The sequence below is a fragment of the Gammaproteobacteria bacterium genome (assembly GCA_034522055.1).
Taxonomy (GTDB): domain Bacteria; phylum Pseudomonadota; class Gammaproteobacteria; order JAABTG01; family JAABTG01; genus JAABTG01.
Genome location: JAXHLS010000002.1, coordinates 3547035 through 3561675 on the forward strand (window position 1 = coordinate 3547035; position 14641 = coordinate 3561675).

General features: G+C 60.7%; 13 protein-coding genes and 4 pseudogenes. 8 read left to right on the forward strand and 9 right to left on the reverse strand.

Annotation, left to right across the window (positions count from 1 at the left end; genetic code table 11):
• The first annotated feature begins 874 nt into the window (after positions 1-874).
• The 4 genes and pseudogenes from U5S82_17155 to U5S82_17170 all read left to right on the forward strand — a co-directional run bounded on the left by U5S82_17155 (position 875) and on the right by U5S82_17170 (position 4036).
• Positions 875-1660, forward strand: coding sequence for a hypothetical protein (locus tag U5S82_17155; GenBank protein ID MDZ7753321.1), 786 nt, complete (start codon positions 875-877; stop codon positions 1658-1660).
• Positions 1661-2132: 472 nt separating this feature from the next.
• Entirely contained in the window at positions 2133-2522 is a 390-nt protein-coding gene (locus U5S82_17160) for a hypothetical protein (GenBank protein MDZ7753322.1), read from the forward strand.
• A gap of 405 nt (positions 2523-2927) precedes the next feature.
• Positions 2928-3542, forward strand: coding sequence for a tyrosine-type recombinase/integrase (locus tag U5S82_17165; GenBank protein ID MDZ7753323.1), 615 nt, complete (start codon positions 2928-2930; stop codon positions 3540-3542).
• Positions 3543-3649: 107 nt separating this feature from the next.
• A pseudogene (locus U5S82_17170) lies at positions 3650-4036 on the forward strand (SOS response-associated peptidase family protein).
• Between the two features lie 10 nt (positions 4037-4046).
• Here U5S82_17170 and U5S82_17175 read toward each other — a convergent pair.
• Positions 4047-4907 (reverse strand): ISKra4 family transposase, encoded by an 861-nt coding sequence (locus U5S82_17175; protein ID MDZ7753324.1) that lies wholly within the window; start codon positions 4905-4907, stop codon positions 4047-4049.
• Positions 4853-5593, reverse strand: a complete 741-nt coding sequence (locus U5S82_17180; GenBank protein ID MDZ7753325.1) for a hypothetical protein — start codon at positions 5591-5593, stop codon at positions 4853-4855. Before U5S82_17180 ends, U5S82_17175 begins: the two co-directional genes overlap by 55 nt.
• A 127-nt stretch (positions 5594-5720) precedes the next feature.
• Between U5S82_17180 and U5S82_17185 the strand changes: the two genes are divergently transcribed.
• Complete coding sequence (locus U5S82_17185; GenBank protein ID MDZ7753326.1) at positions 5721-6053, forward strand: SOS response-associated peptidase family protein; 333 nt, start codon at positions 5721-5723, stop codon at positions 6051-6053.
• A 134-nt stretch (positions 6054-6187) separates the two neighbouring features.
• On the opposite strand, the pseudogene U5S82_17190 reads toward U5S82_17185, so the two are convergent.
• The 5 genes and pseudogenes from U5S82_17190 to U5S82_17210 form a co-directional block, all read right to left on the reverse strand.
• Positions 6188-6771, reverse strand: a pseudogene (locus tag U5S82_17190) (transposase).
• A gap of 247 nt (positions 6772-7018) precedes the next feature.
• The gene (locus tag U5S82_17195) at positions 7019-7366 is read right to left on the reverse strand and encodes an ATP-binding protein (GenBank protein ID MDZ7753327.1); all 348 of its coding nucleotides are present in this window, start codon (positions 7364-7366) and stop codon (positions 7019-7021) included.
• A gap of 3 nt (positions 7367-7369) precedes the next feature.
• Entirely contained in the window at positions 7370-7501 is a 132-nt protein-coding gene (locus tag U5S82_17200) for a hypothetical protein (protein MDZ7753328.1), read from the reverse strand.
• Between the two features lie 25 nt (positions 7502-7526).
• Positions 7527-7997, reverse strand: coding sequence for a FlhC family transcriptional regulator (locus U5S82_17205; GenBank protein ID MDZ7753329.1), 471 nt, complete (start codon positions 7995-7997; stop codon positions 7527-7529).
• Positions 7998-8835: 838 nt separating this feature from the next.
• The gene (locus U5S82_17210; GenBank protein MDZ7753330.1) at positions 8836-9519 is read right to left on the reverse strand and encodes a hypothetical protein; all 684 of its coding nucleotides are present in this window, start codon (positions 9517-9519) and stop codon (positions 8836-8838) included.
• Positions 9520-10737: 1218 nt separating this feature from the next.
• Here U5S82_17210 and U5S82_17215 point away from each other — a divergent pair.
• From U5S82_17215 to U5S82_17225, 3 genes and pseudogenes are all read left to right on the forward strand, one after another.
• Positions 10738-12285 (forward strand): ISKra4 family transposase, encoded by a 1548-nt coding sequence (locus tag U5S82_17215; GenBank protein MDZ7753331.1) that lies wholly within the window; start codon positions 10738-10740, stop codon positions 12283-12285.
• A gap of 70 nt (positions 12286-12355) precedes the next feature.
• Positions 12356-12673 carry a hypothetical protein gene (locus U5S82_17220; GenBank protein ID MDZ7753332.1) on the forward strand — a complete coding sequence of 106 codons (318 nt, stop codon included), beginning with the start codon at positions 12356-12358 and terminating at the stop codon, positions 12671-12673.
• A 174-nt stretch (positions 12674-12847) separates the two neighbouring features.
• Positions 12848-13228: pseudogene (locus U5S82_17225) on the forward strand (IS21 family transposase).
• 140 nt (positions 13229-13368) lie between these two features.
• Here the strand turns inward: U5S82_17225 and U5S82_17230 are convergent.
• On the reverse strand, positions 13369-14367 hold the full coding sequence (locus tag U5S82_17230; protein MDZ7753333.1) for a site-specific integrase: 999 nt from the start codon (positions 14365-14367) through the stop codon (positions 13369-13371).
• Positions 14364-14558 (reverse strand): annotated as a pseudogene (locus tag U5S82_17235) (integrase). The gene U5S82_17230 and the pseudogene U5S82_17235 overlap by 4 nt, the downstream one beginning before the upstream one ends.
• Between the last annotated feature and the right edge of the window lie 83 nt (positions 14559-14641).

Genomic DNA, 14641 nt, shown 5'->3' on the forward strand with positions numbered 1-14641 from the left:
AACGGGGTTCTTCGACAAGACGGGGTAACCCCACGAGGATTTCGTTTGGGCTGTGCCGTCAGCGGCGCGGCAACGGTCTCGCTTATCCAGAGGACCATCGGAAGGGGGAGAAGCGCGCCGGCGAGGCCGCCGTTGGAAGGTTTCGGGGCGCGAGACGCCGATCTGCACGTTGATGGTGCGAGCCGGAGCGGCCTGCCGACGGCAGGTACCGAGGCGATCAGGCAAGAGTACCCGCTACGAGCCACTGAAAAGGTGGTCTATACCGCCTATACCCGGCGAGGGCCGCCGGACAGGTGGGGCGATGGCGGGCGTAAGCCGCGCCGCCGTCCAGAAAATGCGGCTGGGATGGTGGCCGACTCGTCTGAACCATGGCCCCGCGTACCGGCCCCGGCGGCGGCGTGGAAGAGGAGCCTCCCTGTGTCCCGGGAGGCCCTCCGGCAGCGGGGGAGGATCCGCATCCGCCAGAGTGTCACCCGGAGTCCTTACACCAGAGGATCCTGAACGGGTTGCCGCTCTTACTCGGGGTCAGAGCATAGGGCGACCATTAATGGGTGACCGAGAACTGGGCGAACTCGAGAAGCGACTTGGTCGACCTTTGCGCCCAGGCAAGCGGGGCCGGCCCCCTTCCGAGAAGAAGGACCCGAGGCAACAAAAAATCGTGTAAATTGTAAGGTGTCACCGTAATGCCCAGGAAGAGACATTCGCGGCGCGTCAGCATCAACTATGACGGTGCTTTACGAGCCAACCTCAGCCAATGCGCGTTCTCCAGCGCGTTGTGAAACGAAAAAATGTGCGCTCGGTAGGCGTATCTGCAATGATTTGCGACTATTCATAGAGCATCGCTCGACCGATAGAAACGGGGATTTTCACGATCATGCATCCAGCGGATGAAGTCCTTGGTGGCCTTCAGGCAGTTTTCAAGTCACTTGATGACGTCTCGGGGTTCCTCGCCGTGCTGGTCGCGGTTGTCACATCCATTGCCGCGTTCAGACAACTAAGAGTTTGGAGGGAGGAAACGGCCGGGAAGACGAATTATCAGGTCGCACTTAACTATCGTCGCTCGCTATTTCAACTGCACGATGCAATCGTTGACCTGCGATATCCGGTAGTGAGGCCTAACGAGGTCAATAAGGATTGCGACGAAAAGCATGAGCCAACTCCGGAGCCAGGATCGTCGCAAGACGAGTGGGATGCCTACGGCGACAGGCAGTGTGTGAACGATCTTGAGAATGAGCTGAAGAGAAAGCGCTGGCTTATCAATTTGCGGTGGGCGGAGATGATGACTAAGTACCGCGTATTCCAGGACCAATTGCTGGAGGCACGAGTTCACGGGATCAGAGAAGATCGATTTTGCGTAGAATTAGACGTCTTTTTGAACAAGGTGAGTGGCATGTTCCGCCTTCGTTTCGCTGAGATGCAAGACAACGTATGGGATGCACGAGAGGCGCTTAAGCCCGAAAAAGAAAAGCGCGTAACACCACCTCTCCGTATTGCTGACAGTGAAAGAGCATTGCTGCAACAAGTTGGCCGTTTACCTCCGGAAGAGTGGTCCACCGAAAAGTCCGAGATCCTGGACGTAGATCAACTTGAGATCGATCTGAAAGCTGAGATTGACCGACTGGACGCGCCAGTCCGGCAGTACATGCTTGAGCATAGGTGACGCTTGTTACTGGTGGTCTTTTCAGTGTTGGGAAACGCCGCTGCTGCTGGTGCCGGTTCCAAAAGTTCGGCGGTCTCCATCAACACATTCTAAAGGACTGCTCGGGGTCGAAAGCGGACATACTCATCCTGAGACGAGGGGCTCGGAAATAGAAAAAGCGCGCCAATCCAGGAATTCGGGTCCTGGAGGGCTCGAACCACTGTAAAGAAATCCGACAGTTTCGCTTTTAGAAAAAGCGAACTCTTTGCTCCAGGTTAAGCCATTTCCTTGACAGCGGGAGGTAGAGTGAGTACTTGTAAGGCAGGGCATTATCTTGGAAACGGGTAAGCATTTAGGGGGCCAGCGGGTGGGCACGGAAGCGCAGGTAAGTACCGCACAGCTACACGAAGGTCCGCGATGCCCTCACGCGGACGCGACTTCTGCTGAAGGAAGGGGCCCTGGGTAGACGCAAAGGAAAAAAGGGAAATTGACTATGAAGAATCTTGATGCTTTGGCAGTAGGCGTGATGGTGGCCGGGTTCACATGGTTCCACGGGGTGGCGTTGGCAGATGAGCCCGGAACCCATGGGCCGGGCGGAACACCCGAGTCGCGAGTAGAATTGGTTGAGTCCGTCCGGCCAGATGATGAGGCCTGGCAGCGAAAGATGCTTTTTGAGCCATCCGAAGAAGTCCGCAGGATGGAAGAGCGGGGGCGTGTAATGATCTACTCGGGTCTTCGGGAAACAGACGTTGATGCGGCTATGGAAGGTCAGTTCGACCGCATCGAGCGCATGATGTTTATCCGTACTATCAAGACCGATAAATTAGGAACCCCGCTCATGGACGAATTGGGCAACCAGGTGGTCAATGACGAGGACTGCTAGTGTCCTGCCCCGTAACAATGTTCAAGAATTTGGAGAGAACGCTACATGCCCTGGTGCGGGGCCGTGAGAATTGAAAGTTTGTTGTGGGACGGGACATTAGTATCCTGTCCCGCCACACCAAATCAACTCCCGGTGAGTTTGTCACGAGGTGTTTGCACCCAACAGCACAGACCGTGCGCGAGTGACCCTAGCCAAGCGAGGCCGGGGCGGTCAGAGCGCAATGTAGGATTAATGAGGAGCCCACGCCAGCTGAATGTCGCGCCGCGATGACCTCGGTGAGGCTTCCGGTTCCGCAAATAAGAAGAAGCGAGCGCGTTCAGGAACGGTGTTCCCGACAGCGGAGCTTCAGCATTTACTTATTCAAGGATTATCTTTATGAGTGCATCTCTACAGGAGGACGCACTCATGCAGACCACATCGACCCCTTGGAACAAGGGCCGCCTCGTCGGCCCGAAGGCCCCCCTCAAGCACTACCAGATTTGGCGTATTCGCCGGTGTCTCGAACGCAACTTCGCGAGACGTGATCTCGCGCTGTTCTCCTTGGCGCTGGACTCTATGCTGCGATCCTCCGACTTGCTCGCCCTCAGGGTGGGGGACGTGATGGATGAAGCATGGCACGTGAGGACGGCCCTCGTCATTCGGCAGCGTAAGACGGGGCACATCGCCCAGGTAGAAGTTGGCCCCTATACGAGGGCGGCCCTGGAGGCCTGGGTGGCCTTCAGCGCAAAATCCGCCTCGGACTTCCTCTTCACGGGTAGGAACGACAACCACGGTCCGCCCATTGGCACCGCGCAGTATCGGAAGCGCGTCAAGGCCTGGGTCGCATCCATCGGCCTGAACCCCGATGCGTACAGTACTCATAGCCTCCGGCGAACACTTGCCGCCCGGGTGTACCAGGAGACCAAGAACATCGAGGTCGTTCGCAACTTGCTAGGCCAGAACTCAGTCTCGTCAACGTCTCACTATCTCGATATCGGCGGGACCGAGTCACTGGCGGTTGCAAGGCATTACCGCATCTGAGGCGGCCGCAGCTTTCCGGGGCAGCGGCTCCTTGCCTGTCGCCGCATAGAAGGCGTGCGCCCCGGTTGGCTGTGCGAATACTCAAGGCCGGATGCTACGCTATATGAATGTGCACTCGCTACATCACCCCGGACCAGCGTGCTATCGAGGGCTACGTGGGCCACGTGCCCCCATGGTGGCAACAGAGCTATGATGTCCGCATCACGAGCCTGGTGCCGGTGGCGCGAGGCACCGCGGACGGTGAGCGAGCACTGGAGCAGATGTACTGGACCCTGCTCCCGCCCAAGTCCGACAAGAAAGCCTGGCGCATGCCCACTTGGAATCTCCGCGGCGAGCGCCTCGAGGAGAGCCGGATGTACGCCGCGCCCTTCAAGTCGAGGCGCTGTGTGCTGCCGGCCGCCGGCTTTTACGAGTGGCCTGAGGTCAGCGGCGAGAAGCAGCGGCACTGCATCCGCCCGGCGGACGGGGGCATGTTTCTTTTGGGTGCGGCTCTTTTAGAACGACTCATTCCGCCCAAACCATGGCTTGTGTTTCCGGCCCGTGGAAGCGCTGAAGGTGGTTTCTTTTCCACTCCTGCTTCTTGTGGAATGCCTGATACCTATCCCAGTCGCCACTGGCGCGGATCGCACGAAGCCGAAGGATGCCCTCCGCGGTTTTTAGCGACCAACGCGCCCCCGTTATTTCGAACCGATCAGCAATCAGATGGCGGCACGCGCCTTCGATCACGCCGGTTGCTATCGGGTAACCCTGTTGCATGAACTGGTCGTAACGCAACATCGCAGTATGGTTGGTCAAGTAATTCGCCACTGTCGCGATGACCTCTTGCTTCTTCGCTGACAGCGCGCAGCGCTTGGCCTTGATCCTTATCCCGGCCGCCACTGGGCCGGAACGTCCTTCAAGGATGGCTTGCGCCTTCTCCAACACCCAGTGCTCGGCCGCCTGCGCCTGCTCCTTATCTTTGCTGTCAAAGAAGCACCAGGTCGCGCGCCACAGGTATTCCAGGACATGGATGAAGTCCAGGATCAGCGGGACCTTAATGGCGTGTCGCTTGAACACCCGCTTGATTACCTTGATTTGGTCCTTGTGCCCGTCAACCAGCATCACCCAAGGCCGCTCGCGTTTCGGATCCCGGCGCAGGGATTCCTCCACAATTTGCTCCGTGACCCGCTCCATGTCTGCTTCGATCGAGGCCCATACTCGCTTGTTCTGCGCCTTCGGCGCGTCCTTGCGTGAAGGCTTACCGTCCTCCCCCTGTCTCCCTATCACGTCCACCGCTGAGCGAACGTGGGGCGCCACATCATAGACCGTGGCTACCGTCGCCATGCGCTTGCGGTTGCGTTTCTCCCCGTGCTCAGACGCGTACACAGCGTATGGTGCTCCTGCTGTGCCGCTTTGCGTGTGGCCTCGCGCAGATCCTCATGACGTAGCGCGATCCCCTTGCCATCCTGGCTCATCACCAGCACGGTGCCCGGCAACTGTACCGGCGTGATGGCGCGCTGGGCGTAGAATGCCTCGAAATCCGTGCTCACCTCCGACACCAGCTCTTGTGCCTGACGCTTCGGTATCTTGCCCTCTATCAAAGTGGACAGTCCTTCAAGCGAGGCATCGAATGCGTTCTGACACACGGCCAGACTGATACATGCCCTCAGACCGTAGGTGTACTTCCTCTTCGGCATATTGAGGGCTTCATCCAGCGGAAAAAGACACTCACCCTGGGGGTGGCTGTAACCCTTTCTGCGATAGATGACTTCGCCAAACATACTCTCTATCTGGCGCTCGCAGCCTTCCCGGTAATAGGTGCGCACGACGTTGTCATGGCCCGTCACGGCTTCCCGCTTCACCTCTTCATTCGAGCGCACATCAAGCCCCGCCTGATACAGCAGCCGGCACAGCTCCTGCCCTTCCTGGTGGATCATGCTTTCCAGTTCGTCATGGCGCTGATTGGACGCTTCAGGCGACCGCAAACGGCTGATCACTCGCTCTAGCTGATCCCTCGTTGCGGTGAATTCATCGAATGTGGTCGGCTCGACTTTCGTATATGCTTTTTGCACAGGGTGTCTCCAATGGGGGGGGAGTTGGCCTCAAACTGCTTGTCTCCCCGTTGGTTACACCCTGTATTTTCTCCATGAAATATGCAACTACTTGTTTCTATTGGCCGATCAACTCGTTCTATAAGATCTGCACCCGTTTCTTTTCGCCGGCCTCTGGAACCCCTGGACGTCGAAGGACGGGACGAATGAAGGGGCCACGGTGGGGATCATCACAACCGACGCCAACCAGTTCATGAGGCCGCTCCACAACACCGGCAAGAACCCCTACCGCATGCCAGTCATTCTCAACCCGCAGCTGGGGGACACCTGGATGTTCGGCGAGGTCGACGAGGCCCGTGAGCTTGTCAGGCCCTGTCCCGACGACTGGCTACAGGCCTACCCGGTCCCGCGCAACCTGGGGAACGTGCCCGCCCAGATGGAGCCTACTGGAGACCTAATTCGCTCGGGGGAAGAAGCTTAGGAAGTGGGCTCCTAAATGCCAACGCTTCTTCTATTAGCGAAAGCTCAACCCGCGCTAAGGCCCTCGTGGCGCGCCATTCGGCTGGCGTCGATGACTCCGGAAAGGGAGTTCTGACATGCTGACACTAGGGGGCACGTCAGGTTGACCCGCGGTTTCGGCACCAAGGCTGCCAGCCGGGCAATGAAGTCTAGTGGCTCGAAGATGACGTGCGTGGTGCCGTCTCGGTACGGCGTCTTCAACTTGTACCGGACGTTGCCGTTCGGCGTCAGCGACAGGCGCTTTTCCGAGATGGCCGGCCGGCTGATGTAGCGACACAGCCGCTCGAGCTTCTGCCGTTGATCCGCCCGCGCCGCCACACCGGCGTGCAGGGGGAACCCCCCCCCACCTTGCCGATCCCGGCATCGAAGGGCTCGTCACACGCCGGCAGCGTCTGTATCGTGAACACCTTGCGACCCTGCTGTGGCCCACCGGCGATGCGGTAGGTGATCGACGAACCCAGGAACTGTTCCATCGGACGGGATTCGAGCACGTCGCCAGCAAAGTAGCTGTTCTCCGCATCGCGTTCCAACAAGCCTTGGCGCTCGAAGTAGCGGCCGATGCGCCGCGCCAGGGTCTGGGTAAGCCCGGCCAACTCGGTGCTGATCGGGGCCCTCACCCAGCGGAAGCGCAGCGAGCCGTCGGGACGCTCGATGTACACGCCGGCATCGCCACCGAGCAGTTCCACCCGAACCGCATCACCTGGGTGGTGATCGGCGACTGGACGGAGATCGCCAGCGCGGTAGAGGCGCTGGAACTGGGCGAGGTACGGCGCATCGACGCCGAAGGAAACCCGGTGGTGCACTGACAGCTCCGCCGCGCCATGGCGTGAGCCGGGTCCTGGAGGGCAGCCGCACCACCCTGGGCGTGGCCTTCCACGACGCACACTTAAAGTCTACAACGCACCGGCCGCTGGTGGGTCGGTGGCATCACGCGAAGCGCAGACTCACCCGCAGCTCCGGCGCGTTGTCGGACAGAACCAGTTCGGCGCCATGTGGCGCCGCAATGGCGCTCACCACACTCAGGCCCAGGCCCCTGCCCGGGGTCGAGCGCGCGGCATCGAGTCGCTCGAACCGCTGCAGCACACGCTCCCGGTCAGCCTCCGCAATGCCCGGGCCGGTGTCGGCGACGCTGACCACAAAGCCTGCCTCACATGAGGCCAGATCGACGCTCACGCGTCCCCCGGAGGGCGTGAACTTGATGGCATTCTCCAGCAGGTTGCGGAGGGCCTGGGACAACAGACTGGATTTGCCCCGGGCGCGGATGCCCGGCTCCACCCTTCATCGAAACTGCAGCTCCCGCTCTTCCGCCGCCGCAGCGTACAGCTCGGCAACGTTCTCGGTCAACCCCGACACGTCCACGCCTTCGAACGTGGCGCCGTGCACGCCCACCTCTGCCTCGGCGATGGACAACAGGTCGGTGAACGTCGCCAGGATCTCATCGATGTCGACGATGGCCGATTCGATGTCCCGCGCCCGCTGTTCCGGCAGCTCGGCCCGCAGGGACGAAGGCGACGTGGCAGATCTCGAGCAGATCCTCCTGAATAAGCTGCCGGTAGATCGCGTAGAGGTCGATCAGAATGCGGGCGGGCCGGTCGCTGGTTTCGCGCAGGTGCTTGTGAATACGCCAGACGATGGCGGCGTGGAGCATGCGTCGCTCGCTTTTCGGAAACCAGGAGTCGGTGAACGGGAACTGCCCGGGCGGAGAGGGTCGATCGTAGATCTGCCGGTACAGTCGATTCGCGGTCTTCCTGTCCAGCTTCGTCAACTGACAGACCAATCCAGTCCGGACCCCCAATTCGATGAGGCGGGTCGCATCGAGGACCGCCACCGTCTTCTTCCAGGCCGGATCGGCGGCGAGTCGGGCGTTGATGAGCCGTTCCGGACCGTGGGCAACGATGGAATCCATTCCTGTGCCCATGATGGTCGCTGGCTGCCGGGAATGCGTATGGGCTAGTCGGCTGTGAGCAGGCCGGCGTGCTCGAGGACTGCTTGGAGTTCGTCGCCATCGCCGTCGGTCAACGCTGTAAGCAGTCGCTCCCACCACCAGTCGCCCAGCCTGGGGGACACCAGCGGTGGTTTGAACGCCGCGACGCGAGAAAGGCCAGCCGGTGTGACATCCGCGAGGCGCGCGGCGAGCTCTTCGGGGATACTCAGGAGCAAGGCACAGACGTGCAAGTCTTGCCGCGCCAGATCCCTCGCCTGGATCAAATACTCCTGGCCGCCGCCGGGTTCCGTCCAGCCTCGCTGCGTTTCGCTCGTCGTTCGTCAGTGCTTCGCTGTCTGGTAAGTGTTTCTGACACCCCGGTAACGCTGCAGCGTTGTCGGGCCGGACCTCGCTTCGCGAGGCGACGGTATGTGTCGCAGGGCACTAGTCCCACTTCAGTCTGGCCTGGTTTCAGGCCGCGCCGGGCGTTCCGGTGGGAACGGCGGTCGGCGCTTGCTGGCTCCTGCGAGCCAGTGGGTTGCTTGTCGATTCACCTCCTTGAGGTTGTTGCACACGGGTTTGCCACTTTGCCGCAGTGGCCGCGGGTAAATCGGTTGCGTTGGGGTCATTCTGTGAACGCGTCATTCGCGCGTCACGCGGAAAATCGGCCGGCACGCCGCGCGGTTGTTGGGGTTGCCGCCCATGTCACTACCCCGCTTCGCTCGCTAGTGACATGCGCGGCTTCGTTCGTTTTCGGCGATCCGGCTCGGAGGTCGGCCAATTATTACACTGTAATAGTGCGACATCGCGTTCGCGACGACTACGACAACGGCAACGTGACGCCTGCATATTGCAGGCTCATGTCGCCGGCTTGGCAGCGTACTGCCAGCGTCTTGAGGTAACCGAGTGGCGAGCGCTGGATCGCGCCGGCGACCAGCGCGCCAGCCCACTCGTCTATGACGAGCTGGGCGTCGGGACGGTCGAGGCTGGCGACGAGTCGCGTGGCTGGCGCGCGCATCTCGGCCGGTAGCCACTCCGGGAATTGCAGTTGGTGGGCTTCCCGTTTGGCGTCTGCCAGGGGGTAGGTGTCTGTCGGTCTTGTTGTAGTAGTGGTTCTTTTCTTTCCATCAGTCTTGGGTAATGCGCCCGCGCTCACCGGACGCGGTGCAGCCGGAACCGGCGTGTCCATATCCGGCAAAGCCGGATGCGGTATTTCGGAGACGATGTAGGTGCCGCCGCGCATGCGGCCCTGCGCGTCGCGATTGCGTTCGAAGGCCACGTAACCTGCTTCCCGCAGCTCACGCAGCAGCGCATAGATACCGTCCCGACCAAGATTGCCGCGCTTTTTGAGATCGTTGACTAATACCTTCCAGTCGTCCGGCCGCGACAGCAGGTAGGCGAGCAGGCCGCGTGCGGCCCAGGAGAGACGGGTGTCCTCCACCGCGGCCTGGTCGACGATGACGAAGCGATGGCGGCGCGCGGCGCGGCGGATGGTCTGGCCCATGGGTCTTCGGCGCCGCTGATGATTAGCGCTACCTCGAGGGCTGGATAATAGACCCGCCGGCCGATCTTGCGGCCACAGGCCTTCAGTGCTCGGGTGCGCGCATTCCTTGGCGTGCACAGACTGCAGCGCAGCCCGCCGGCGCTACGGCCAAGGAGCTCGGCGAGCCGAGGCTGGGTGAGCAGCGGACCGTAGTGCTCTGCGAGCTGCGCCTCCAGTTTCTCGGCCGTGAAACTATCCTCATGGGGCATGGCCTTGGTTCTCCGTTGCAAACATCGGGAGAACTCAGACTGCCGCACCAGGCCCACTCTAATGTGTCCGAAAGGAGGTTTCGCAAGGACGGCTTGTCATGTCATCGCGCCGAACAATTCTGGCTCTCTCTGGAACATGATATCGATCCTGGGCCGCAAACCGCTGCTGGATAGACATGATCTGGACACGAGGCCTTTGCAACACTCTGAAAAGAAAAAAGTATCGAAAGCTCGACCCTCGGTACGAGTCCGCCCTCACAGTCCAATCAACGCGGCGATTGCGGCGTCCGCTTCGTCCTCAGGCGTGACGTTCTTCTTGCCGAGCTTCCTCGGCTTGGGCAGTTTGCCGTCTCGGCGCATGCGCCAGAGGGTCATGCTGGAGCATCCGCCGAGTTTCTCGCGTAGCTGTCGGTCGGTGAGTAGTCGGTGCATGGTGTGTCTCCCGTCAGAACTTGATATGGACGGGTACAATGCTAAGTCTGCGGCCGCAGGGCGTCGGCAGAAAACCCCGTCAGCCGGGCGCGCGGTTTTCCGCAGGGCGAGTAATCAGGCCGCCCGGCGAGCCCCGGCGACTTGCTTCAGCAGGTGACGGGCCCAACTGTAGATGGCTGTAAAAACCCGCGCATATCTGGCGAAGGATTGATTGCCAGGCCAACCAGTCGCTGAGCCGTCTGGCGGGCGGCCGCGAGCAACCGGTGACAGGAGTGCCGGAATCGGGTAGATGAAGAGGGGCCGTTGAGACAGGTGCGATACCGGGTCTAATTGACTTGGCGGTCGATCCCGGTATCGCACCCCGGGCCGTGCAGAGCACGTGCCCGCACACTATTTCTCGTTTGGGTGCAGATCTTATAGAACGAGTTGATCGGCCAATAGAAACAAGTAGTTGCATATTTCATGGAGAAAATACAGGGTGTAACCAACGGGGAGACAAGCAGTTTGAGGCCAACTCCCCCCCCATTGGAGACACCCTGTGCAAAAAGCATATACGAAAGTCGAGCCGACCACATTCGATGAATTCACCGCAACGAGGGATCAGCTAGAGCGAGTGATCAGCCGTTTGCGGTCGCCTGAAGCGTCCAATCAGCGCCATGACGAACTGGAAAGCATGATCCACCAGGAAGGGCAGGAGCTGTGCCGGCTGCTGTATCAGGCGGGGCTTGATGTGCGCTCGAATGAAGAGGTGAAGCGGGAAGCCGTGACGGGCCATGACAACGTCGTGCGCACCTATTACCGGGAAGGCTGCGAGCGCCAGATAGAGAGTATGTTTGGCGAAGTCATCTATCGCAGAAAGGGTTACAGCCACCCCCAGGGTAAGTGTCTTTTTCCGCTGGATGAAGCCCTCAATATGCCGAAGAGGAAGTACACCTACGGTCTGAGGGCATGTATCAGTCTGGCCGTGTGTCAGAACGCATTCGATGCCTCGCTTGAAGGACTGTCCACTTTGATAGAGGGCAAGATACCGAAGCGCCAGGCACAAGAGCTGGTGTCGGAGGTGAGCACGGATTTCGAGGCATTCTACGCCCAGCGCGCCATCACGCCGGTACAGGTGCCGGGCACCGTGCTGGTGATGAGCCAGGATGGCAAGGGGATCGCGCTACGTCATGAGGATCTGCGCGAGGCCACACGCAAAGCGGCACAGCAGGAGCACCATACGCTGTGTACGCGTCTGAGCACGGGGGAGAAACGCAACCGCAAGCGCATGGCGACGGTAGCCACGGTCTATGATGTGGCGCCCCACGTTCGCTCAGCGGTGGACGTGATAGGGAGACAGGGGGAGGACGGTAAGCCTTCACGCAAGGACGCGCCGAAGGCGCAGAACAAGCGAGTATGGGCCTCGATCGAAGCAGACATGGAGCGGGTCACGGAGCAAATTGTGGAGGAATCCCTGCGCCGGGATCCGAAACGCGAGCGGCCTTGGGTGATGCTGGTTGACGGGCACAAGGACCAAATCAAGGTAATCAAGCGGGTGTTCAAGCGACACGCCATTAAGGTCCCGCTGATCCTGGACTTCATCCATGTCCTGGAATACCTGTGGCGCGCGACCTGGTGCTTCTTTGACAGCAAAGATAAGGAGCAGGCGCAGGCGGCCGAGCACTGGGTGTTGGAGAAGGCGCAAGCCATCCTTGAAGGACGTTCCGGCCCAGTGGCGGCCGGGATAAGGATCAAGGCCAAGCGCTGCGCGCTGTCAGCGAAGAAGCAAGAGGTCATCGCGACAGTGGCGAATTACTTGACCAACCATACTGCGATGTTGCGTTACGACCAGTTCATGCAACAGGGTTACCCGATAGCAACCGGCGTGATCGAAGGCGCGTGCCGCCATCTGATTGCTGATCGGTTCGAAATAACGGGGGCGCGTTGGTCGCTAAAAACCGCGGAGGGCATCCTTCGGCTTCGTGCGATCCGCGCCAGTGGCGACTGGGATAGGTATCAGGCATTCCACAAGAAGCAGGAGTGGAAAAGAAACCACCTTCAGCGCTTCCACGGGCCGGAAACACAAGCCATGGTTTGGGCGGAATGAGTCGTTCTAAAAGAGCCGCACCCTTCTCGTTTTCCCCTGACAATCAAGTCCTCATCGGCCTGGATCGCCGATGGAGAACTCTGCACGCCTGTACAACTGCGCCCGTTGTCATCGTCAGGTGATGATTTGCAGTGGCTGTGACCGCGGCAACATCTATTGCCCTGAAGGGTGTGCGCAGGCGGCACGAAGCGCGTCTCTGCGGGCCGCCGGCTGGCGCTACCAGCAGAGCCGCCAGGGCCGGCACAAGCATGCCGAGCGGCAACGCCGCTACCGGGCGAGAAGGCAGAAAGTGACGCATCAGGGTTCCCCGGCCCCGCCCCTCATGATCCACTACCCCCCGTTCCGGCGAGGCCGGCTGGCCGCCGCGGTGCGGATGGCGCGCCGATGATGGCGCCCATTCGCTGCCACTTCTGCGGCCGTGAGTGCGGACCTTTCCTGCGTACCGGCCCGCTTCATCGCGCCACCGCCGCTGCTGCGCTTGGAACAGTCACCCGACAGGGGCCACCAGGCGCCCGGGCTCAGCCCCCTTGAGCCGGCCGGCCACGAGATGAGGAGAAACGCATTGGCCATCAGCAAAGAACAAGAGGCGCAGATCCTGCGCTATCACTACGTCGAGAAGTGGCGGGTGGGCACCATTGCCAGCCAGTTGGGCGTACACCACAACGTCGTCAATCGGGTGCTCTCCCAGGCCGGCATGCCGAAGGTCGAGCGGGCTGCGCAGCCGTCGATGATCGATCCTTATCTGCCGTTCATCACCGACACCCTGGCCCAGTTCCCCACGCTCACCGCCAGCCGCCTCTACGGCATGGTGCGTGAACGGGGCTACCCCGGCGGCCCCGACCACTTCCGCCATCAGCTCGCCTGTTACCGGCCACGCCCCCGGCCCGAGGCCTTTCTGCGCCTGAAGACCCTGCCCGGCGACCAGGGACAGATCGACTGGGGCCTATGCCGAGTTCGGCATAGGCCCCACTATGCCGAGTTTCAGACTATGCCGAGTTTTTCCTCTTGTCCCTCGTGGTGACCCTCAACTTAAGGTCTCGGGTAAGCCATGCGAGTCGATAACTCGGCATAGTCGCTATTGCGTCAAAGCGCCTTGAGGAAGGCGACCAAGGCATCATCGGGTTTGTAGATCCCGTGGGAGCCCTCGTGCGGTGTGGTCTTGGCAAGGACTCTTTCCTTCATCGCCAAGTCGGCCTCCAGATAAATGTGCGTGGTCTGCACCGACTCATGGCCCAGCCACAGGGCGATCACAGTTGTGTCGACGCCCGCCTGCAACAATTCCATGGCGGCGGTATGTCGCAGAAGGTGTGGAGACACTCGTTTGCCACGAAGTGACGGACAGGTTTCACGGGCGGTTGCAACATGCTTGGCCAGCAGATACTGGAGTCCGTCGTTACTCAGGCGAGTACCGCGGCGGTTGGGAAAGAGGATCCGCCCTTCGCCCACTGCCGGTTCTGCCAACCAGGCCTGGAGTACCGCCACCGTCTGACGGGCGAGTGGAACGGCGCGTTCCTTTCGGCCCTTGCCCAGCACATGCACATAGGCACCGCTGCCGAGATGGGTATCCTCGCGCGCCAGTGCGGTCAGTTCGGACAACCGCAACCCGGTTTGTACCGCCAGCAAGATCCAAGCGTGATCACGCCGGCCAGACCAAGTGGATGGGTCCGGGGCGGCGAGTAGAGCGTCGATTTCCGGCCGGGGCAGGTAATGGACCTGCTCGTGCGTACAGCGTTGGGCCGGAATCGCCAAGACCCGCTGGATCTGCTCGGCATGCTCCGGCAGTTCGAAGGCAGCGTAACCGAACAGAGAACGGATAGCTGTCAGGCGCAAATTGCGGGTGCGCGCCCCAATCCCACGCTGCGCCTGAAGATCGTCGAGAAAAATGCCAACAAGCGGCGCGTCGATCTCCTCCCAGGCCAGTTGGGACGGCTCTTTGCCAAGACGCGTCTTGGCGAACCGCAGCAGCAAGCGAAAGGTATCGCGGTAAGAGTGGATGGTGTGGGGACTGACTTGTCGTTGTTGCATCAGCCGCTGGGTGAAAAAGCGGGTCAACATGCTGGCGAAAGATGTTTGCGGCTTCACGATACGTCCTCCCAGCGATTTTCCAGCCGGTCCTTGGCCGCCTCCATTAGCTCGGGACAGGCCGACAGATACCAATAGGTATCCCGGACTTCGACATGACCAAGGAAGGCCGACAGTACGGGTAGCCGCCGCTCCACGTCTTGCTTTTCCCGATACCATCGCACCACCGTCGAGATGGCAAAATGATGACGCTTATGCCGCGCGCGGCATAAGCGTCATCATGCCGACAACCGGATTATGCCGAGTGATCGGCAATCCTTTGCTTTTTTCTCTC

What these genes read in the sequence shown, in the direction of transcription:
- U5S82_17220 (MDZ7753332.1), top strand. Translation starts at nt 12,356, where the DNA reads ATGGAGAACTCTGCACGCCTGTACAACTGCGCCCGTTGTCATCGTCAG.
- U5S82_17160 (MDZ7753322.1), top strand. Translation starts at nt 2,133, where the DNA reads ATGAAGAATCTTGATGCTTTGGCAGTAGGCGTGATGGTGGCCGGGTTC.
- U5S82_17210 (MDZ7753330.1), bottom strand. Translation starts at nt 9,519, where the DNA reads ATGGGCCAGACCATCCGCCGCGCCGCGCGCCGCCATCGCTTCGTCATC.
- U5S82_17165 (MDZ7753323.1), top strand. Translation starts at nt 2,928, where the DNA reads ATGCAGACCACATCGACCCCTTGGAACAAGGGCCGCCTCGTCGGCCCG.
- U5S82_17155 (MDZ7753321.1), top strand. Translation starts at nt 875, where the DNA reads ATGCATCCAGCGGATGAAGTCCTTGGTGGCCTTCAGGCAGTTTTCAAG.
- U5S82_17205 (MDZ7753329.1), bottom strand. Translation starts at nt 7,997, where the DNA reads ATGGATTCCATCGTTGCCCACGGTCCGGAACGGCTCATCAACGCCCGA.